The sequence below is a fragment of the Novosphingobium sp. BW1 genome (assembly GCF_008107685.1).
Taxonomy (GTDB): Bacteria; Pseudomonadota; Alphaproteobacteria; order Sphingomonadales; family Sphingomonadaceae; genus Novosphingobium.
In genome coordinates, this window is record NZ_VIRF01000058.1 from 304,194 (window position 1) to 324,243 (window position 20,050).

Annotated in this window: 15 protein-coding genes; 4 read left to right on the forward strand and 11 right to left on the reverse strand. The window is 64.0% G+C overall.

Annotated features, from left to right (window positions below; all coding sequences use genetic code 11):
• Positions 1-700 precede the first annotated feature (700 nt).
• Positions 701-3,133 carry a TonB-dependent receptor gene (locus FMM79_RS06470; protein WP_148626689.1) on the forward strand — a complete coding sequence of 811 codons (2,433 nt, stop codon included), beginning with the start codon at positions 701-703 and terminating at the stop codon, positions 3,131-3,133.
• A 180-nt stretch (positions 3,134-3,313) separates the two neighbouring features.
• On the opposite strand, the gene FMM79_RS06475 is transcribed toward FMM79_RS06470, so the two are convergent.
• The 3 genes from FMM79_RS06475 to FMM79_RS06485 are packed head-to-tail and all read right to left on the reverse strand — an operon-like array spanning position 3,314 to position 6,622.
• Positions 3,314-4,195, reverse strand: coding sequence for a formylglycine-generating enzyme family protein (locus FMM79_RS06475; protein WP_148626690.1), 882 nt, complete (start codon positions 4,193-4,195; stop codon positions 3,314-3,316).
• A complete protein-coding gene (locus FMM79_RS06480) occupies positions 4,195-5,247 on the reverse strand; it encodes a Gfo/Idh/MocA family protein (protein WP_148626691.1) in 1,053 nt (350 codons plus the stop codon). Before FMM79_RS06480 ends, FMM79_RS06475 begins: the two co-directional genes overlap by 1 nt.
• Position 5,248: 1 nt before the next feature.
• A complete protein-coding gene (locus tag FMM79_RS06485; RefSeq protein ID WP_162528452.1) occupies positions 5,249-6,622 on the reverse strand; it encodes an MFS transporter in 1,374 nt (457 codons plus the stop codon).
• A 204-nt stretch (positions 6,623-6,826) separates the two neighbouring features.
• Between FMM79_RS06485 and FMM79_RS06490 the strand changes: the two genes are divergently transcribed.
• Positions 6,827-8,386 carry an FAD-binding oxidoreductase gene (locus FMM79_RS06490; RefSeq protein ID WP_148626693.1) on the forward strand — a complete coding sequence of 520 codons (1,560 nt, stop codon included), beginning with the start codon at positions 6,827-6,829 and terminating at the stop codon, positions 8,384-8,386.
• A 165-nt stretch (positions 8,387-8,551) separates the two neighbouring features.
• Here FMM79_RS06490 and FMM79_RS06495 read toward each other — a convergent pair whose 3' ends face one another.
• Positions 8,552-9,607 carry a DUF1838 family protein gene (locus FMM79_RS06495; protein WP_148626694.1) on the reverse strand — a complete coding sequence of 352 codons (1,056 nt, stop codon included), beginning with the start codon at positions 9,605-9,607 and terminating at the stop codon, positions 8,552-8,554.
• Between the two features lie 215 nt (positions 9,608-9,822).
• On the opposite strand from FMM79_RS06495, the gene FMM79_RS06500 reads away from it, so the two are divergent.
• Both FMM79_RS06500 and FMM79_RS06505 read left to right on the forward strand, forming a co-directional pair.
• A complete protein-coding gene (locus tag FMM79_RS06500) occupies positions 9,823-11,052 on the forward strand; it encodes a class I SAM-dependent methyltransferase (protein WP_148626695.1) in 1,230 nt (409 codons plus the stop codon).
• Positions 11,053-11,077: 25 nt separating this feature from the next.
• A complete protein-coding gene (locus tag FMM79_RS06505; protein WP_148626696.1) occupies positions 11,078-11,443 on the forward strand; it encodes a hypothetical protein in 366 nt (121 codons plus the stop codon).
• A gap of 98 nt (positions 11,444-11,541) precedes the next feature.
• On the opposite strand, the gene FMM79_RS06510 is transcribed toward FMM79_RS06505, so the two are convergent.
• From FMM79_RS06510 to FMM79_RS06540, 7 genes are all read right to left on the reverse strand, one after another.
• Entirely contained in the window at positions 11,542-12,609 is a 1,068-nt protein-coding gene (locus FMM79_RS06510) for an LLM class flavin-dependent oxidoreductase (protein ID WP_148626697.1), read from the reverse strand.
• Positions 12,610-12,612: 3 nt separating this feature from the next.
• Entirely contained in the window at positions 12,613-14,067 is a 1,455-nt protein-coding gene (locus tag FMM79_RS06515) for an MFS transporter (protein WP_240339020.1), read from the reverse strand.
• A 216-nt stretch (positions 14,068-14,283) separates the two neighbouring features.
• The gene (locus FMM79_RS06520) at positions 14,284-15,492 is read right to left on the reverse strand and encodes an NAD(P)/FAD-dependent oxidoreductase (RefSeq protein ID WP_148626698.1); all 1,209 of its coding nucleotides are present in this window, start codon (positions 15,490-15,492) and stop codon (positions 14,284-14,286) included.
• A gap of 111 nt (positions 15,493-15,603) precedes the next feature.
• Positions 15,604-16,632 carry an alpha/beta fold hydrolase gene (locus FMM79_RS06525; RefSeq protein ID WP_148626699.1) on the reverse strand — a complete coding sequence of 343 codons (1,029 nt, stop codon included), beginning with the start codon at positions 16,630-16,632 and terminating at the stop codon, positions 15,604-15,606.
• Positions 16,629-17,855 carry an LLM class flavin-dependent oxidoreductase gene (locus FMM79_RS06530; protein ID WP_240339021.1) on the reverse strand — a complete coding sequence of 409 codons (1,227 nt, stop codon included), beginning with the start codon at positions 17,853-17,855 and terminating at the stop codon, positions 16,629-16,631. The genes FMM79_RS06525 and FMM79_RS06530 overlap by 4 nt, the downstream gene beginning before the upstream one ends.
• Complete coding sequence (locus FMM79_RS06535) at positions 17,855-18,703, reverse strand: LLM class flavin-dependent oxidoreductase (protein WP_148626701.1); 849 nt, start codon at positions 18,701-18,703, stop codon at positions 17,855-17,857. Before FMM79_RS06535 ends, FMM79_RS06530 begins: the two co-directional genes overlap by 1 nt.
• A complete protein-coding gene (locus FMM79_RS06540; protein ID WP_148626702.1) occupies positions 18,700-19,998 on the reverse strand; it encodes a Xaa-Pro peptidase family protein in 1,299 nt (432 codons plus the stop codon). The genes FMM79_RS06535 and FMM79_RS06540 overlap by 4 nt, the downstream gene beginning before the upstream one ends.
• Positions 19,999-20,050: the final 52 nt, after the last annotated feature.

A 20,050-nucleotide genomic window follows, 5' to 3' on the forward strand; every position in this document is an offset into this window, starting at 1 on the left:
CGCGATTGCACGAAGCCAAGGTCGAATACCTGTCTGGCCATGCACAGCACGCCCCCCGCCTGCTCTCGCAATCACCACAGCACCGGCGCGATACCTGACGCGACCGTACGCTGGAGTGATTGGATGAGCCTGCCCCCGCACTTCGCGGCGGCCCCGGCCGCCGTGGGGCGCGTGACGTTTTCAGGATGGCTCCAACTCGTCAGATCGGGCGCCTCGGCGCGCTGGTCACTACCGGCAATTCGGCCGGCGGCGATGCAAGCGTCTCCGCGTTCGGGAACGCAGGTCTGGCGCGGCCACCGTCCAAAAAGAGGACGTTGCGCCAACTCGCTCCCGCAGCAGAATCTTGATAAATTTACGAATTTATCTTTCCTGTCAGGTGCTCGGACATCCGACAGGCGAATAGCAAACAGATTTGACAACCATATGACCAACGTCGCAGCCAATCTCTCCACTGCATCTGACGCATAGGCAAAACGCCCGTTGCGTAGAGGTCTCCCAAAGAGTGGCCGGGATGCACAAGAGAACACAAAATCACCCGAAGACCGGATGCTGAGAGTTCAGGGACTATCGACGCGTATGCGCGTGCATTCGACTCCCTTCGGTTAGCGAAAAACTGAACCCCGGTCGCTGGATACCGGGACCATTACTTCAAACGCCTCCCCATGGGGCGCACCAAAGATCTAATATTGAGGGGTCTTCTATGAATCGTACTGCAAACACCATGCGGCTCGCCTCGACGCTGTCGACGCTCGCCGTGGCCGGCAGCCTGCTCTACGCAGCACCTGCCTTCGCTCAGGACGCCTCTCCGGCTTCCGTGCCCGGCGAGATCGTCGTCACCGCGCGCAAGACCGGTGAAGACATCCTGAAGACCCCGGTTACCGTTGATGCCGTCACCTCCGAGGAACTCGACGTTCGCGGCATTGTCTCGATGAACGACGTGGCAGCGGCCTCGCCGGGCATCAACATCAACAACTCGTCCTCGGGCCACGCCGACCGCTCGTTCCAGCAGGTCGTGCTGCGCGGATTCACCCCCTCGACGACGCTGGCGACCACCGTCTCCTCGTTCATCGACGGCGTTCCCGTCTCCTCGCCCTCGCAGATCAACAACGTCTCGAGCCCCGAGCGCGTCGAGATCCTGAAGGGTCCGCAGAGCGCCTACTTCGGCCGTAACACGTTCGCTGGCGCCGTGAATGTGGTCACCAAGACCCCGGACAACTACTGGGGCGGCGAAGTCATGGGGATGATCGGCACGCGCGACAACTGGCGTGTGCGCGGCGCGGTCGAAGGTCCGATCATCGAAGATCTCATTGCCTTCCGCGTTACTGGCGAGAAGTACTCGAAGGGCGGTTCCTACGAGAACCAGAACGGCGTTACCCTCGGCGACCAGTCGAGCGTCATCGGCAGTGCGACCCTCGCCATCACGCCGGCCCACAACGTCAACATCAAGCTCTTCGGCATGATGAGCGAAGACAAGGACGGTCCGGCCGCCCAGACCCGTCTTTACGCCCGTGATGTCTTCGATGCCGATGGCAACCAGGTCATTCAGGGCCAGGCCAATGGCACCACGCAGGCCGGTGTTCCCTGGTTCTTCGGCACCGTGCCCAGCATTGCCAACCCGGTGACCGCGAACGTCGAAAACACGACCCAGATCCGCCAGTTCCTGGCAATCGACACCAACCGTGTTGTCGATGCCAACGATGGCGTGCAGGGCTACGGCCTGCGCCGCAAGACCACCCACTTCCACGGCACCGCCGATTGGGAACTGGTCGACGGCGTGACCGCAAGCGTCCTTGGTGGCTACAACAAGGAAACCTGGTCGACCCTGATCGACCTCGACGGCTACGACACCAGCTCGCTTGGTTTCGACTTCCCGTACCTGATCGAACGCAAGGTCGAAGACTGGTCGATCGAAGGTCGCCTGGCCTACGAAAGCGATCGCTTCCAGGGCCTCGTCGGCGTCAGCTACCTGCAGTCAGACCTGTACCAGGGCCTTGGCGGCGGCTTCAACCTTACCGAGAGCGGCCTGAACCCGAGCGGCAAGAGCCGTTCGAAGACGCTGGGCATGTTCTTCGGTGCCACTTACGAGCTGACCGACACTGTGTCGATCAGTGCCGAAGGCCGTTACCAGATCGACAAGCTCGAGGCCTATTCGGACTCAGACGGCGTGACCATCCTGGGCGATGGCAACGGCTACAACCCGTTCCTGACCCCCGGCTTCTACGGCCCCAACTCGCTCCTCGCGAGCTCGAAGTACAAGAACTTCACGCCGCGCATCATCGTCGACTGGGACGTGACGCCCGACATGATGGTCTATGCATCGTGGGCCAAGGGTGTGAACCCGGCGCAGTTCAACACCGCGATCCTCAACAACACCTACGCAGTGCAGGTCGCCGCGGCAGAGGCTGGCGGCGAGCTCGCGATCGAACCGGAAAAGGTCACCAACTACGAACTGGGCCTCAAGGGGCGCAGCCTCGACGGTTCGTTCCGTTACCAGGTCGCCGCCTATTATGCCCAGTGGCGCAACCAGATCAACCAGGTCCAGATCGTCGTTCCCGACCCCACCCAGGCGACGAACCGTTCGTTCGTAAACACCGCCGCGAATTCGGGTTCGTCGGACCTTTATGGCTTGGAAGCCGACGTGAGCTGGCGTCCGGTCGACTTCCTGACCATCGACGCAGCCGGTGCCTACAACGAGAGCGACATCAAGTCGTTCACCAGCCCGACCGTCACGGCCCTCACCGGCCCGATGAGCTTCAAGGGCAACGACCTGAAGAACACCTCGAAGTACTCGGCCAACGTTGGGATCACCTTCGACGGCGACATCTCGAGCTGGGACGATGGCCGTTGGTTCGTGCGCGGCGACTGGAACTTCAAGTCGGGCGTCTACAGCAACGAAGCGAACCTTGCGAAGCTGCCTGACCTGCACCTGTTCAACGCACGTGCGGGTGTGACCCACGGCAACATCTCGGTCGATGTGTTCGTGAACAACATCTTCAACAACCACACTCCGGTTTCGGTCTCGGACAACTACACGTTCACTCCGAACTTCGCCTACACCGGCACCTACTCCGCGCTCATGCTGGGTCTCAACGACCTGCGCACCGCGGGCCTGCAGGCCTCGATCAAGTTCTGATCGAAGGCGTCCGCAGGGCGAACGACAAGGGCCCGGGAGCAGCAATGCTCCCGGGCCTTTTCGTGCGAGCCGACCAGTCACGTGCAGGCCCTGCCTGTTAAAACAAGCGCACATCAAAAAAGCCCGCTGCAACCCGCATGGTCGCACCGGGCTTTCCGGTATCGGAATGTAGGGGGTGCCTCAGTCCTGGGGCATCTCGCGCGCGACGCGAAAACCCAGGTGATCGTTGCGCGCGCCCGGTGGATCGCCAATGCGCTGGGCGGCGCGAACGCTCCAGCCCTGAAGGCTCCACCCTCCGCCGCGCACATTGCGAAGTTCGCACGGCCCTGTCAGCCAAGCTGAGCCATCGGCGGGGGCGCCCTCATAGCTGTCATGATGGCAATCCTGCGTCCATTCCGCGACATTGCCGATGACGTCATGCAGACCGAAACCGTTGGGCGCATAGTTCCCCACCGGCGTTGTGCGGTCCAGCACCTGCGCGGCGTTGGCCTTATCCGCCGACAAGGCATTGCCGAAAGGATACCAGGTCTGCGTGCCACCGCGCGCGGCGTAGGCCCATTCGGCTTCGCTAAGCAGTCGGTAGCTCGCGCCGGTCTTTGCGCTCAGCCATTTCAGATAGCTCTGCACGTCGGCAAAGTTCACATTGATGACCGGACGGCGGCCGCGGCCCCAGCCTGCGTCATCCGGCCGGTAGCCGTTGCAGCCGCCATCGGCGAGGCAGGCATCCCACTGCGCGAATGTCACCTCGTAGCGACTGATGGCGTAACGATAGCCGATGGTGACGCGGTGGCGTGGCTCCTCCATCGTGTCGAACATGGCAAGAACGCCCAGGGTGTGGCGCTCCTCCTCACTCGAACCCATGATGAAGCTGCCCGGTGGCACCACGACCATCTCGGGACAATCGTGGCATTCGGCAAAGGCGCTGCCCTCCGCGCGCGGCGGAAACTCCGGGGCCGGAGCTACGACCTTGGCCGGCACGTGTCCGTCGGGTTCAGGCGGCGCTGCGCCGACAGGCGATGTGAGCGCACGTGCCCCAAGGGCAAGCGCAAGCACCGACCTCATTACGGCATATCTGCCAGCGGGGGATCGATCGCGTCCGCTGCCGAGTTCGCGCGCGCCGAGTCCTTCACCCGATCAATCAACGCAATAAGCCGCGCGGCATCGCGCCCCGTAGGCAGCCGATGCGGCTTGCCGCGCACAGCGGCATGCATCTCGGACAGCTGATCAGCAAAGTAGTGCCCCAGCGTGCGCCCGCCCATGCGGCGCGGATCGATGAGCACGCCTTCGGGCGGATGGACAAGTTCCTCGCCGTTCCAGCGCAGGATCTCGCCATGCTCGATCTCGAGCACGCCCTTGTCGAAGTGCAGCACCTTGCGGTCGAGGACGGCAGGCTGGTTATAAGAGATGTGGACGCTCGCAAGGCGGCGGCCAGGATAGGCCAGCAGCACCATGGCCTCATCCTCGCCCTGCCAGCCCGACTGGTGCCGGGCAGCTTCGGCATGGACGCGCACCGGATCGTCCTCGCCCATGATAAGCTGGACGAAATCGAGCGAGTGGGGCGCGAAGAGCGAAAGGATCAGTCCTTCCTCCGGAGTGCGGGTCGCCCACCAGGGCGCCTGCGGCCCGTCCCAGAACACGCAGGACGATACCTCAAGCGAGCGGAACTTACCGAAGTCCTCCCAGCGATCGACGATGTAGCGCACCGCGTCGTTGTGGCGGAAGGTGTGACCGACGGCGAAGACAAGTCCCTTCTCCGATGCCAGGTTCGCAAGCGCCAGCGCCTCTTCACCGGTTTCTGCAGCAGGCTTCTCGACCAGCACGTGCTTGCCCGCCTGGAGCGCGGCCATCGACTGCGCGGCGTGGAAGCCGTTTGGCGTTGCGATGAGGACCGCTTCCACCTCGGGCATGGTGAGCACGTCCTCGAAGCTGGCGCACGCCACCGCACCAAAGGGCTCCGCGGCGGCCTGCGCCTGGGCGGCATCGATGTCATGGGTGGCAACAATGCGCACACCATCAGGCCGCGCTTTCGCGGCGTTGAAGTGGGCGCCGGAAATACGTCCGCAGCCGATGACGGCAAGGTTGAGCGGCGCCTGCGGCCCGGTCTGTTCGTTCATTTTAGGCATGCGCGGGCGTGGCCCCTCCCTGTGAGTTGGACGGATGTTCGTGCACGTAGCGCCAGATCATCACAGCGGCGACGAGCTTGGCGATGCCAGGCACCGTTGAATAACTGACGATGATGCCGGCCAGAGCGCGCGGCGATTGCGGCATACCCGCACTTGCCGCCGCCGCATCGAAACCGAAAGCCGAAAGTATCAGGCCGACGATCAACGTGCCGCCCAGCGCAATGCCCGCCTTCTCGATGATCGACCAGATCGCTGAGTAGGACCCGGCGCGGTTCTCACCGTAGTCGTCCCGCGCGGCGGCAATGCTGTCGGAGAGCAGCGAAAGGACAATCGTGCCCCACCCGGCGTTGCAGGCCGCCATGAGCCCGGCCAGGCCATAGGCGACCTCGATCGGGGCATCGGGAAGGTATCCCCAGACCAGCGTAACCAAGCCGTGCCCTGCCGCCGCGAGAACATAGGTAAGCTTCTTGCCGAGACGCTTGGAAACCATCACCCAGAGCGGCGAACCGCCCATTACCGCAAAGGCCATGATCGCGGACATCACACCAATGTCGTGCAGGGGCTCCTGGCGGGCCATCGCGTACTTCACGAAAAAGGGGAAGCTGGCGTAGCTGATGCCCGCCGCCACCGTCATGACGATGGCCGAGAGACACAAGATCATGAAACGGCGGTCCGAAAAGGCACGGGGCAGGTCGCGTGCGGCAAGCGGCGTTGCCACTTCGGCCGGTTCGGGGATGCGCGCTGCAAAGCGCCAGGCGACCAGCAGGCAGACAAGGCAGATGATCCCGATCAAACTCATTGTGATGAGATAGGCCGGACGGTCGGTGCCCAGCGCGTTGACGGCCATGGGCGCAACCGAGGAGGACATGAGTACGCCAAGACCGGTAAAGGCATGCTTCCAGCCCATCAGTTCGGTGCGCTCGGCCGGGTCGGACGACATCTCCGAGAATTGGGCAAGATAGGGCACCGAAAACGTAGAATAGACCGCCATGTAGGCGCTGAAAGTTACGAAGACCCAGGCCACCTGGAAAGTCATCGAGGCCTCGGGCACCGCGAACACGCCCAGCATCGCGAACGGCGCAGCCAGTCCGCCGACCAGCAGCCAGCGCCGGCGCGGAAAGCGCGGCGCGAGCCGGTCCGAAGCCACGCCGATCCACAGGTCAAAGACGAGACTGAAGAAGACCTTGGGTACGAAGATCGCGGTCCCCGCAATCGCGGGCGCCACGCCCATCACATTCGTCAGGTAGAACATGAGGAGGAGTGAGGGCGCATCGCGGAAAAGCTGCCCCGCCACCTGCCCCACGCCGAAACCGGCCTTTGTCGAGGTCGCCAGGCGGGCCGGCAACTTCGCTGCAACAGTATTCATGTACGACTCCCCGCGGGCCCGGAAGCTTCGGACCGCCTTTACCGGGAAGGTGCCCAGAGCATCCTCCACAGGCTCGAACTCGTCCGATTTTACCCGCGCATCGGATAATCGTACAACGGATAACGAAGATAGCGCCCTCGCCCACATGCGGCCGTCGGGCCAAGCATGTTGGTCGAAATTTTCGTTCCTTTAAAGAGAGACCGCATGGCAAGCACGGCAAACGACACGACGATCATCGGCGCTCTGGAAAAGGCGCTCGGCCCGGATGCCGTCATCAGCACCGGCGAGAAGCTCGAATACTTCGCCAACGACGTCTACCGCACCGGAGAAAAGCCGCTGGCGGTGGTGCGCCCCGCGACGGTCGAGCTCCTGCAGGATGCCGTCAAGCTGTGCGGCGACGCGGGCATCGCGATGGTCCCACGCGGCGGCGGCGCGTCCTACACCGACGGCTACGTGCGCCAGGAAGGTGGCCACGTGCTGTTCGATACCGGCGCGATCGACGCCATCGAGATTGATGAGCGCAACGCCATCGTGACCTGCGGCGCAGGCGTCACCTGGGCGAACCTCAAGACCGCGCTCGACGCCAAGGGCTTGCGCACCCCGTTCTGGGGTCCCTTCTCCGGCATCGCAGCGACAGTCGGCGGCAGCGTCAGCCAGAACACACTGAGCCACGGTACAACGATCCACGGCATTTCGGCCCAGTCGGTGGTCTCGATGGACGTGGTTCTGGCCAGCGGTGCTCTCCTTTCGACCAGTTCGTCGAAGGCGACCCGCTTCTACGGCCCCGACCTCACCGGCCTGTTCACCGGCGACTGCGGCGTGTTCGGCATCAAGGCGCGCGTTCGCCTGCCGCTCCTGCCCGTACTTCCCAAGTTCGAATGCCTGAGCTTCGCCTTCGACAGCTTTGCCGACTACCACGCCGCCTCGCGCAAGGCCGCAGCCGCACGCCTGGATGACAGCCACTTTGGGCTCGACCTTGCCCTCTCGCAAGGCCAGATCGGCCGCCAGGAAGGCATGGGCGCGCGCATCAAGATTGCTGCGGACATCCTGCGCAAGGCTCCCAACAAGCTCAAGGGCGTCGCCCAGCTCGTGAAGATGGCATTCGCCGGTGAGAACCCGATGCGCGCCGGCGCCTACATGTGCCACTTCATTGTCGAAGGCGCGGACGACGACGAGGCCGCGCTCAAGGCCAAGCAGCTGCGTCGCCTGCTCGACGGCCTGGGCCGCGAGATCGCGAACTCGATCCCGACCTTTGTTCACTCGGTGCCCTTCGCACCGCTCTTCAACGTGCTTGGCCCCGGCGGCGAACGTTGGGTCCCGATCCATGGCGTCCTCGCCCACGACGAAGCGGTCGCCTTCGACACAAGCTTCAAGGCCCTCATCAAGAGCTATCAGGCGAAGATGGACAAGCTGGGCATCTGGATCGGTACGATGTTCTCGCCCGTCGGCTCGACCGGCTTCCTCTATGAAGTCGCGCTCTACTGGCCCGAGGACCGGACCGCTTACCACACGACCACGCTGGGCGAGGAATACCTCTCGCAGCAGACCCAATTCGGCGCGAACCCGGAGGCGAGCGCACTGGCCGACGAACTCAAGGAAGCCATCGTTGCGACCTTCCAAAAGCATGCTGCCGGGCACTTCCAGCTGGGCCGCGCCTACCCCTACCAGCAGCGCCTCTCGGCCGAGGCCAAGTCGCTGCTCGGCGCGATCAAGACCGAGCTTGACCCCAAGGGCCTGATGAACCCGGGGGCGCTCGGCTTCTGATCCAGAGGCTTACGTAACTAACAAAAGGAAAGCGGCCTCTCCGAATGTGGGCGGGGCCGCTTTTCTTTGGTAACTATCGCCCGCAAAACACTGTGAGCGTACAAAAAAGGCCGGGAGCAGAAGTCCCGACCCTTTCCGGTTTACGATGCCATCAGGCTGTAGGCGTTATTGGCCACCCCGCTGCAGCGGCTGCGGCGCGGCGGGCGCTTTGGGGGGCTCCCAACCTTCGGGTACCGGCGCGGGCTCGTGATCGGTGATGTAGTTCTCGATGCTCGAAAGCGAGGGACCATAATCGCTCTCGGGCGCATGCAGCCACTTCTCACCCATGTTGCGGGCTGCCGCAACGAGATCGTCGGGCAGACCCGCAATGCCGTCTTCTGCGGTGGTGAAATTATTGAAGTAGTTGATGTGACCGTCGGCCTGCCCCATGAGCATCCAGGGCAGCCACGGGGTCACCCGGCTCCAAGCGCCCACGTGCTGGATGTGTGTGACATTGGGGTTCACCACGTCCTTGCGATTCACCGTGTAGATGAAGTGCTCCGACACGCGGTTGAACGGCCCCGAAGATTCGCGCACCCACTTGTCGGGCGTCAGACCGTTGGGGTACATCATGTCGATGTCCGTACGCAGGATCAGTGTGTCGTTGGGGCCCTCTTCCCATTCCATCAGGAAAGGCTTGCGGGGAGGCTTGTCCTTGTTGAGTCCACCATAGGACGGCGGCTCGGGTGCCCACTGGCTGATCGTGAAGTTGAACGGGTCGTTGGCGATCGGCACGACATCGACGGTCTCGTCGGTATAGGGATTGTACCAGGTGTCGATCAGCTTGCCGGTCTCGATGTCGCGGTAGAACACGATCTCGCGCAGCAGGCGGCGGTAGGAGCCATCCTCCTGGCGGACCGAGCGCACGACGCTGAAGCCCTCGTTGATGAAGAGCTGGCGCACCGGCTCATTCGGACGCACGCCATAGACCTTGCCCTTGAGCCAACCCACCTTCTCCCTGGTGGGATCGATGTCGGCGTCGATGCGCACGTAGGTGTCGCGGTTCCACTCCGGATCCTTGAAATCAATCTTCGTCTTGAAGGCCGGGGTCTTGGGGCTCGGACCCTTGGCGCCGGTCTCGGCCTGTGCAAGCGAGGGCGCGGCAATGAGACCCGAGGCGAGACCCGCGCCAAGTCCGGCCATTCCCAGGCTCTGGCGACGGCTGAATTTCATATCGTCCATGGTATGGTTCCCTTCAGGGGGCTCGAGAAATCGGGCGAGACCGGAATCGGCCCCTTCAATTGATCTAGACTTATACTTTTTGTGCTTTCCTTGATCCAGCGCATCGCGATAGGATTGCATGATCGCCAAGCGGATAGCGGATTGGGGCGACTATGCCGTTCCACGCACCGTCCGCAAGAAAACCGCAAGAGCCCGATGAACAGAGGAGTCGCATCATGCTCAATACCTTTCAGCAAGCCGACCATCCGATTCTGCCCAAGGCGACGGCGGATGAGGCTTCCCGCGAAGAGTTCGCCAAGAGCTTCAAGGGCTTCATCCAGTCCACTCTCCTGCCCGGGCTGAGCCCGATCTACGAGACCCGAGTGTCCAAGGCGTTCGAGAAGGCCAACGGCCGTCCGCCGGAGAACCGCCGCGACATCCGGTCGGTCATGATCCACGACCTCTACTTCCAGCACTACGCCATGGCAAACCGCACGGCGCAGGAACTGCTGTGGGAATCGGTCAACGTTTCGATCGACCGCCAACTGCCCGACCTTATCGAGAAGGCCAAGGAGCTGTCCGCGACCAACAAGGGCGAGCTGGTCATTCCCGAAGGCTTCGAGCCCCCCCGCTACGTCACCGCGCTCGACATCCACTGCATGCCCGGCGGCTACTGCTCGGAAGTCACCGAGGATGACGTTTCGGTGGGCGCGCTCTACGACCGCGGCGTGTACCTCTACTCGATGGGCTACACAGGTCCCAACAACGACGACATGGGCCGCTCGGTAGTGAACTACCTCAAGCGCAACATGCCCGACTTCAAGCCCAAGCGCATTCTCGACATGGGCTGCACGGTCGGTCACTCCACGCTGCCCTACAAGGAACTGTTCCCCGAAGCCGAAGTCTGGGGCATCGACGTCGGCGGACCGTGCATCCGCTATGCGCATGCACGTGCAGCGGGCATGGGCCTTGACGTCAACTTCGCGCAGATGAACGCCGAGGAAACCACCTTTGGCGACGAAGAATTCGATCTCGTCGTCAGCCACATCCTGCTCCACGAGACCAGCGGCAAAGCGATGCCGCGCGTGTTCAACGAAGCCTTCCGCGTGCTCAAGCCCGGCGGCCTGATGATCCACGCCGACCTGCCGCCTTTCGACCTGATGGACCCCTTCACCCAGTTCATCCTCGACAATGAGACCTGGTACAACAACGAGCCGTTCTGGGGCGCGATGCGCGACATGGACCAGATCGGTCTTGCCGAAAAGGCCGGCTTCGACCGCGACTCCGTGCGCTTCGACACCGCCCCGATGGCGGTCATGGAGTTCGCCGCAGCTGCGTCGGGCTACAGCCAGGAATCTTCCGAGCACGTCGCCGAGCGTGATTTCACCGCAGGCGAATTCGCACCCGGCGGTGGCTGGGAAGTGCTCATCGCCAAGAAGGGCGAAAAGCAGGCCATCGCGGCCTGAGGCGCAAGCAAGGACAGATACTACGATGGACAACACCACCCAAGAGCGCCCGCATGTCATTCGCCACGCCAAGGGCAAGCGCCCCGAGTTCTACGAGACTCCGGGCGTCGATGCCGCGATGTCGATGATCATGGTCCTCGCCAGCGAGCTTTCGGTCGTGCGCGACCGTCTCGACAGCGCCGAACGTGTGGCCAAGGCCAATGGACTTGACCTTGCCGCGGGCATCGAGGCTCTCGAGCTCGACCAGGAGGCCCTGGATGAGCGCGAAGCACGCCGTCAGGACTTCATGCAGCGCCTGTTCTACCTGCAATTGAAGGACGCCGACGAAGCGGCCCAGGCGCAAACCTCGGAAGGCTTCGAGGCAACGATCCACGAGATCGCCCAGCCTTGACCGGGCGAAGGGGCAGGCTTCCCCTTCCCCATCAGGCTACGAAAAAGGCCCGGCGGGACGACCGCCGGGCTTTTTTGTCTGGGCTCTAGGCGACCGGCCTAGATCGCGTCGGCAAGGCGTCGCAGTTCCGGGCCGATCTCGGTCCCGATGCGGTGCGCATCGGACAGCCAATCGAACCCGGTGACGAGGAAATTATCGATCCCGACCTCGCGATAGCGCAACAGCGCCTGGACCAGCGTTGCGGGCGAGCCGACCAGGCACATGACCTGAAGGCGCCCCTGTGTCGCCTTGGTAAGCCCTGTCCACAGGCATGGATCCTCCGAGGCCGCATCGGCCTCCGCTGCGCCCTTTGCCGTGTCCTGCGCCGCCTTGCCCAGATCACGGCCAAGCAGGCCATGCGCGGCCTGGCGCGCCTCGACCGCGCGCAGGATCTGCGTCGCGCGCTCCCACGCGGCTTGGTCAGTATCCGCGACGACGAGGCGCATCGACATCGAGCAGCGCGGATTGCGCCCGTGCTTCGCCGCTTCGGTACGCACCCGCGCGACCTGCGCGCCCACTTGCGCTACGCTACCGGGCCCGAAGGCATAGACATCGGCAAGTTCGGACCCGAATTTCAACGCCAGTTCCGAATTGCCCGCCCAGAACACCGGGACTGTGCCATTCACCGGATGCACCTCGCTGCCCGCCTCATCGAAACGGTACCAATCACCCTCATGGTTGCACGGCGTTTCTCCCGCCCAGATCCGGCGCAGGATGCGCACGTATTCGTTCGAGCGGCGGTAACGTTCCTCCTTGGTATGGTAGTCGCCGTCGCAGCGCGTCTCGATATCCGAGAAGGCGGTGATGATATGCACGCCCGCGCGCCCACCGGAAAACTGGTCGAGCGTCGCAAAGGCGCGCGCGGCCATGGTTGGGGCGATGAAGCCGGGACGGTGCGCCACCATCAGCTTAAGCCGCGTGGTCGCGGCCGCCACCCAGGTCGCGGTGACCAGACTGTCGGCCGAGCGCGCGTTCTGGCCGACCAGCACTCGGTCATATCCGGCCGCTTCGTAGCCCTTCGCCGCTTCGGCCACAAAGCTCGCGTCGTAAGCGGAGGGCGCCTCGCTGGCCTCGGACACGCGGTACGGGGCGACAAGCCCGACAAGTTCGATTTCGTGACCGGACATGGCTCAGGATTCCTTCTTGATACGGCCCGTCTCCAGCGCCTCCAGCATGGCTGGATCGAGACGGTAGAACAGCATGGCAATGATAGCCGCGAGCATCGCGGCGGCGGGAATGGCGGATTCGCATAGGAGAATGGCAAGCCGTGCGCTGTCGCTCTGAGCCGCAGCCTCCCCGCTCGAAGACGAGATGTAGCCCATGGCACTAAGGAACCCACCCATCGCGGCAAGGGCCGCGGCGGACGAAAGCTTGTCGAAGAGCGTGGTGAACCCGGCAAAAGTCCCTTCCCGCCGCTCGCCACTGGTGATGAAGTCATAGCGAACCGCATCGGACAGAAGCGAATAAGCGCACAGGATCATGCCCCCCCCGGCAAGGCCGCTCAGAATACCGCGCGCGCTCACCAGGATCATGCTCTCCCCCGGTCCTGCAAGCAGCCAGCTCAGCTGTACGGCGGCAAACATGGCGAGAGCGGCAATATAGCTCTCTTTCTTGCCAATGCGGTTGGAGAGCCAGACCCAGGGCGTCATGCCCACCAGCATCGCGCCGGTCGCCATGGCGAAGTAGGTGCCGAGCGCGGAGTCCGGGAGGTCGAGGAAAGTGCGGGTAAAATAGGCCAGCCCCGCCGAACCGATGGCCGTTCCAAAGAGCAGGAAGACATGGGCAATGGCGAGGATGCGAAACGGCACGTTCTGCCAGGCAAGACGCACCTGATGGATGAGGCTGTTCAGTGGGTGCGGCGCCTTGGCGAGATCGGCCGGGCGCGGCGTGGTACGCGGCGCCTCGCGCAGCAGCCAGACCGCGATCAGGGTCGCAGTAAAGACCACCGCGCCTACGGCAAGAGCCACCAGCAGATGGCTCTCGCGCGACGGGCCGAGCGCGCCGAGGATCCAGGCGGGAAGCGTGGAGCCGAGCAGCGTACCCACCGCGTTACCATAGGTACGCCAGGCCATGAGCCGGGTGCGCTCTTTGGGATCGGTGGAGCTCTCCACCAGCATCGCGAAGCCGGGAATGGTGAGCAGCGTGTAGCCCGTCGCGTGGATCATCAGGGCCAGGAGAACGAAGGCCTGGGCCAGCAGGATCGAACCGAAGTCAGGCGCCCCGAACAGAAGCGCGAGCCCTACCGGCATCGTAAGGCCACCGGCGAACAGGAACGGGAGACGACGCCCCCAGCGTGTCTGGGCGCGGTCGCTCCAGGCCCCGACCGCCGGATCGGTGATCCCGTCGTAGATCTTCATAAGCGCGAACATGAGGCCCGCCGCACCCGCAGAGATCGCTAGGCTGTCCGTCATGAAACGAAGCCCAAGGACGGTAACGAGGTTCTGACCCGCAGCATGGCCCATGGGGATCATCGCCGAGCCGAACCGGATCTTCCAGGTGGACCCGGGCAGGCGCACCGCCACGGACATCGGCGGCTCGCTCACGGGCAAGGCCGCATCGGCGGCCATCTGCGTTTCACTCGTCACACGCTTCTCCTCGCCCGTCTGTTGCATCGCGGGTTCGAGGAGGAGTGTGCAACCAAGCTGCCCCTCTCGGAGCGGCATCGCGGCTATGTCCGATACGCGAACATTAGCGTCCGAAATTTCCTGAAAAAAACAGGGGTTCCAATCAAAACAGGGCGCAGAACCGATCTGGTCCTGCGCCCCGCTTGTGATCTGTTCGAACGCCTCGCAGCGTCCGGCTCAGACGATTTCGGAAGCCTGCTTGAGGCTCTGGTACATCGACTGGCGCAGCATGTAGGCCCGGCGCCTGTCGTCGTCGTTGCGGATGGCCTGAAGGTTGCGGCGACGCTCCTCGTGGCCGTCTTCCTTGGCCCCGTTGATCATCGACATGTTAGCCTTGGTCTGCGTCTGCGTGAAGGTGTGGGTCACCTCGCGGCGCTGACGGTCGAACAGCGATAGGTTCGCATCGGCCGCCGCCTTGCCCTTGAGCACCGGCTCGAGCTTTTCGAACAGGTTGAAGGCGTCATGGATGCCCGAGTTCATGCCGAAGCCGCCAAGCGGGTTGTTGAGGTGCGCGGCATCGCCGATCAGCATGATGCGGCCCTCGCGGAACGACTTCGCAACGCGCTGGTGCACACGGTAGAGCGTACGGTGCTCGGTCTCGACATCTGCGCCGCGCCCGATCAGGCGCTCGAAGATAGCGTTCTTGTTTTCTTCGGAACGCAGCTGGTTCTCATCGACCAGCCCGTTGACCGGGACCAGGACACGCCACACCGAAGGAACGCGCAGCAGGACCAGCCATTCCTTGGGATCGCTGACGTAGTTCACGTAGGCAAGGTTGGGCAGGTAGTCAGCCAGTTCCACCTTGGTCGAGAGCGTCAGGAAGCGCTCAGGATAGGTGAAGCCATCGAATTCGATGCCCAGCCACTTGCGCACGACCGAATTCGCGCCGTCGGCACCGATCAGATAGTCTGCGCGGATGCGGTCGATGCCGGTCATGGTCTCGACCGAGAGGTCGACGCCGGTCTCGTCCTGGGCGACATGAAGCAGGCGGCTGTTGAAGCGCACGTCCGCGTTCGTATAGCCGTCCAGACCATCAGCCAGCGCGCGGCTGAGGTGATACTGCTCGCACTGGATGCGGAACGGATAGCGCGTCACGTCCGAGATCTCGGAGAGATCGAACTCGATCGCCTCACCCGAAGCGCGGTCGCGCCAATGGAACAGCGGCGCCTTGAGACCGCGCTCGAGCAGCATCGAGGTGATGCCTATCTCGTCGAGCATCTCGAGCGTCGGGGGATGGAAGGTGGAGGCGCGCAGATCCTGCGCGCAGTCCGGACCGGCCTCGATCAGGACGACGGACACGCCGGCCTTGGCCAAAAGGGTCGCCATGACGGTGCCGACAGGACCGGCGCCGGCGATTGCGACTTCGCAACGCTCAACAGCTGACATTATAAGAGAAAACTCCAAAGTACGTGGCACCCGGCCTATGGCGTGACTACGCACCATGCTGGACCAGTGCGGATTGTATCCGACGCTCGGAACTGAGCGCGCGGGTGCCGATCAGGCGGTGGGGCCGGCCTCCTGTGCCGTATCCTCAGGCTCGGGCTCCGCTTTGCGCTGGGCCGATGCCGTCTCGAGCCAGGCTTTGAGATCGCCGCCGAACTTCTCCGGGTTTTCCCACATGGGGAAGTGACCGAGGTCCGGGTATTCGATCATCTTCACCTTGGTGTTGGTGAAGCGGTCGACAGAGGCGTTGGCCCCTTGCGAAATCACGTCGTCGTAGGTGCACCACTGGATGAGCACGGGCACGGTCACTGCTTCGGCAACAGCGCCCACATCCTGCGTCTGGAACAGCTTGACGTTGGCCTGGATATACTGGGCCTGCCGCGCGAGCGCGCCGGGCCGGTTATTCATGTCATAGATCTGGTCGACCATGCGCTCGGTCGGCTCGAAACCGGGCGGCGTCGTGTCTTCGAGCATAAGGCGCCAGAATGCGTGGGAGCGCCAGTTGGGAAGCACCGCATTGTGGAACTGGAGCATCCACTTGAGACGCCAGTCGACCTTGCGGGTCTGGCTGGGACGCTCGAGCGGAAGGATCGAAAAGGCCATGGCCGTGGTGTGGCCAGGATAGGCGCGGTTGAATTCGAGCCCGACGTTGGCGCCGTTCGACGTCGCCACGACCGCGAACTTGTCATGCCCCAGCTGCTTCATCAGCTTGTCCATGAGTTCGGCCGAACGGGGTGTCGAATATACACCGCTCGGGTCGACCCCGGTCATCCCGTAAGGCGACCAGTCGAAGCGCACGACGCGGAAGCTCTGTGCCAATATCGGCGCAACATCGTCCCACTCGTGCAGATTCACGATCGAACCGTGCAGGAGGACGACGACCGGGGCATCCGCGGGGCCTTCCTCGCGTACGTGCATGCGCACGCCGTCAACCTCTACAAAGCGCGAGGGGCCATCGACCCACTTTGCCTCGAGCTCGGCCGGATCGGGTTCACCCGCCCCCATGCGAAGGGCAGCGACGCTGCCCCCCGCAAGGAGTGCGGCCGCGCCGAGCGCGCCGAAGATCAGGCGTCCCGTCTTCACGCTTCGGTCCGTTCGTAGGCCGGAAGGCCCAGCGTCGAGCGCAGCGTGGTGCCCGGGTACTCGGTGCGGTAGCGGCCTTTCTGCTGAAGGATCGGAATGACGCCCTCGACGAAGTCCTCAAGGCCGCCCGGCATGTAGCTAGGCTGCAGTGTGAAGCCATCGCACGCACCGGCATCGCGCCATTCGATCATCATGTCGGCCATCTGCTCGGGCGTGCCGATGAAGACGTTGTGGCCCCGCGGGTTCAGCATGAAGTTCATCGCGAAGTCGCGAAGGCTCGTGCCTTTCTCACCGGCGGGCGTGACCATGCGGCCCACGTCGGCGGTGGGAAGCAGGGTCTTTTCCAGGATCGCTTCGACCGGCAGCTTGGCGTTGGGATCGAACGAAGTGAGGTCGCAGCACAGCGATTCCGAGAGGTATTCGATGGCCAGCTCAACGCTTGCCATGTCCATGATCGCCTTGTGGTTCGCCCTGGCCTCTGCCTCGGTGCCACCAAGGACGCAGGACAGACCCGGCATGACGCGCGTCCCATCGGGGTTGCGGCCCACGCCCGAAATGCGGCTGCGCATGTCGTTGCGGAAGTCGATACCCGCCTCGATCGAGGGCGCGGGGCAGAAAATGGCCTCGGCCGTACGTGCGGCGAACTCGCGGCCCGCGGGCGACTGACCGGCCTGGACGAGGACCGGACGGCCCTGGTTGAGGTGCGGTCCGGCACGGTCCATGGCGGCCCACAGTTCGCAGGCCTTGTCGACAACGTCAGCGGCGTTGCTGTAACGCGTTTCCTTGGGCGGCATCTCGTCGAGACCAAAGTTGCCGGCCGTATCGGGGTGGACCGAGGTCACGATGTTCCAACCTGCACGACCGCCGGTGATACGCTCCATAGTGCCGAAGCGTTCCGCCAGCATCTCGGGCGTGTTGAAGGTGGTCGAGATGGTCGCGACCAGACCAACGTGGTCGGTCACCGCAGCCATCGCGGTCAGCAGCGTCATCGGGTCGAGCGTGGGCATCGCCATGCGCTCGGGCGTGCGCCCGCCTGCACCGCGCGACTGCAGCTGGTCACCGAAGACGATGGCGTCGAAGCGGCCCTTTTCGGCCAGCCTTGCGACGTAGCTGTAGTAGTCCATCGAGAACACGCCTTCGGGGCGCGCACGCTCGTGCATCCAACCGGTTGGGTAGAAGCCGATGCCCTGAAGGAACGCCCAGAGGTGGATTTGCTTGCTCATTATGCGATCTCCGGGATCTTGGCGCCGTCAGGCTGGTTCGAGGCAGTGGACGCAAGCGGCAGGCCGAGGCGCGCGCGCAGGTCGCCCTCACCGCCCGGATTGGCGGCGACCTGCTCAGCGAAGAGCGCGGCCAGCTTGGGCAGCTCGGCAAGCGGATCCGACAGGCTCATGTGCACGCCCTCGATCTTGCCGTCAGCGAAGAGTGCAGCGACGTCCTCGACCTTGGTGTCGAGCGTGACCTTGAGCAGGCTCTTGGTCGCACCGGCGTCGGCCGTCGCCTCGGAGACAAGCGCGATGTCGGCGTCCTTGATCGCGATCGGCGCAGCATCGTCCAGCACCAGCACGGGCTGGCCGAGCAGCGGACGCATCGCGTTGACGGGACCGGTCACCTTGAAGAAGGGACCTTCATAGTTAGAGGCCTTGACCTTGCTGGCATCGAGGTAACGACCCGAAGCCTTATCGAGGATCAGCGTGTCACTGCCCCAACCGTCCCACAGCGAGCGCGCCGCGCCCACCATGTCCTCGGCGGTGCCTTCTGCGGCACCTTCGGGAATGACCGACCAGCCCGTGCGGCCGCCGCTCAGGAAGTCGACCGCCGAGAGCGCGCGGGCCACGTGGAAGGGGTGCGCGTTCGAAGCAGGCACGGTCGCGACGAGGCCGACGCGCTGCGAACGCGGCGCGGCCCAGGCGACGAGGACCTGCGCGTCGAACGGGCGGCCACCGGCCTCGCCGAAGAGCAACAGGTCGAGCCCTGCCTCGTCAGCCGCAGCAAGATACGTGGCGGCCGTTTCAGGAACGGCCAGTTCCGGATCCGCAATCGCGGCGGACAAGATGAAAGGTCTGGTCATACGACAATCACCGGTTCGTGTAAGGGATGGATGGGTTCGCAACCGTCTTCGGTGATCAGGACAAGGTCCTCGCAATGGGCCGAGCCACCGATGCCGGTGTCGAGAGTGGGGCAGTCAACCGACAGGATCATGCCGGGCTGCAGAATGATGTCGGGCTTTCGCCAGAAGCCGCCATGGACTTCGCCGGGCTCGTCGGTATGGGCCAGACCGCAGCTGTGCGGACCGAAGCCGACGAGCGCGGTATGGCCTGCCGCCTTGAGTGCCTCTTCGCCGGTTTGGACGATCTCGGAGAAGCGCATGCCTGGGCGCAGCTTTTCGCGCACGGCCTGCCACCCAAAGGCCGAAGCCCTGGCGGCCGCTTCCGCCTCGCGGGTCGGGTCCCCCACGAAGACGGTCCGCGCGAAGTCACCGTGGTAGCCCATGAACTGGCTGACGCCGTCGATCATGAGGGTCTGGCCGTCGGCAATGGTCGCGCGCGAGAGGTCGGACGAAACACGGTCGACGTTGAGGAATACCGCCCCGTTGCCCCGCTTGGCGGCCTCGAGACGGAACAGCGCCATGAGTTCGTGATGAACCGCGCCCGCACGGACGGCCTGCCCGACAGCGTTCAGCGCATCGACGTTGGCCTTCGCAGCGCGCGCCATCAAAGCCTGTTCGAGCGGCGACTTGATGAGGCGGATCTCGCGCAGGATGTTGTCGGCTTGGACCAGGGCGCCCGGGTGGTCGTGGCGCGCGGCAACTTCGGCAATAACGCTGTGGTCGAAGCCGACACGGCCCTGCCACAGGCCCATTCCCCGCATCGCGGCAACGATCGCCGCGCCCGCGTCGCCGGCGGCGGTGTTGGCGCCGGCCTCACGCTCGGACGTACGTGCACGATGGTCTTCGACCTGAGTGAGCGGGGCGCTTTCGCGCTGCGGAAGGACGGGACCAGGCGGGACGACCGAAAGAGTTTCATCGCCCTCGTCGCCCAGCGTGGTATAAAGCCAGCAGTGCACGTCGCTGCGGTCGCGCCCGTCAGCCCAGGTGTAATGGTGGAGGAAGCGACTGGTGACCAGACCGAATTCCTCGGGCTTCGCACGGGTAATCACCGCGAACGTGCCCGGCGGCTGCGCCATGCGGGTACGACCGATCTGGGGCCAGTGGCCAAGGGCGTGGAAGACGTTGACCGGCTCGCCCAAGACCAAGCCTTCCAGGTCGTGACGCTCCATGATCTCCACGGCGCGCGCCATGTTCATCGGGCCGGACTTCTCGAGCCAGGCAAGAAGTTCGGCGTCTGTATATGTTGGTATCGCCATGACCCAAGCATGCCTATTGACCCCCCTTGCCGTACCCCTGTTCGGATGATCT

Coding starts and splice junctions, on each gene's coding strand:
- FMM79_RS06495 (WP_148626694.1), bottom strand. CDS start 9,607: ATGGACGATATGAAATTCAGCCGTCGCCAGAGCCTGGGAATGGCCGGA.
- FMM79_RS06470 (WP_148626689.1), top strand. CDS start 701: ATGAATCGTACTGCAAACACCATGCGGCTCGCCTCGACGCTGTCGACG.
- FMM79_RS06535 (WP_148626701.1), bottom strand. CDS start 18,703: ATGACCAGACCTTTCATCTTGTCCGCCGCGATTGCGGATCCGGAACTG.
- FMM79_RS06480 (WP_148626691.1), bottom strand. CDS start 5,247: ATGAACGAACAGACCGGGCCGCAGGCGCCGCTCAACCTTGCCGTCATC.
- FMM79_RS06540 (WP_148626702.1), bottom strand. CDS start 19,998: ATGGCGATACCAACATATACAGACGCCGAACTTCTTGCCTGGCTCGAG.
- FMM79_RS06475 (WP_148626690.1), bottom strand. CDS start 4,195: ATGAGGTCGGTGCTTGCGCTTGCCCTTGGGGCACGTGCGCTCACATCG.
- FMM79_RS06500 (WP_148626695.1), top strand. CDS start 9,823: ATGCTCAATACCTTTCAGCAAGCCGACCATCCGATTCTGCCCAAGGCG.
- FMM79_RS06505 (WP_148626696.1), top strand. CDS start 11,078: ATGGACAACACCACCCAAGAGCGCCCGCATGTCATTCGCCACGCCAAG.
- FMM79_RS06485 (WP_162528452.1), bottom strand. CDS start 6,622: ATGAATACTGTTGCAGCGAAGTTGCCGGCCCGCCTGGCGACCTCGACA.
- FMM79_RS06490 (WP_148626693.1), top strand. CDS start 6,827: ATGGCAAGCACGGCAAACGACACGACGATCATCGGCGCTCTGGAAAAG.
- FMM79_RS06530 (WP_240339021.1), bottom strand. CDS start 17,855: ATGAGCAAGCAAATCCACCTCTGGGCGTTCCTTCAGGGCATCGGCTTC.
- FMM79_RS06520 (WP_148626698.1), bottom strand. CDS start 15,492: ATGTCAGCTGTTGAGCGTTGCGAAGTCGCAATCGCCGGCGCCGGTCCT.
- FMM79_RS06510 (WP_148626697.1), bottom strand. CDS start 12,609: ATGTCCGGTCACGAAATCGAACTTGTCGGGCTTGTCGCCCCGTACCGC.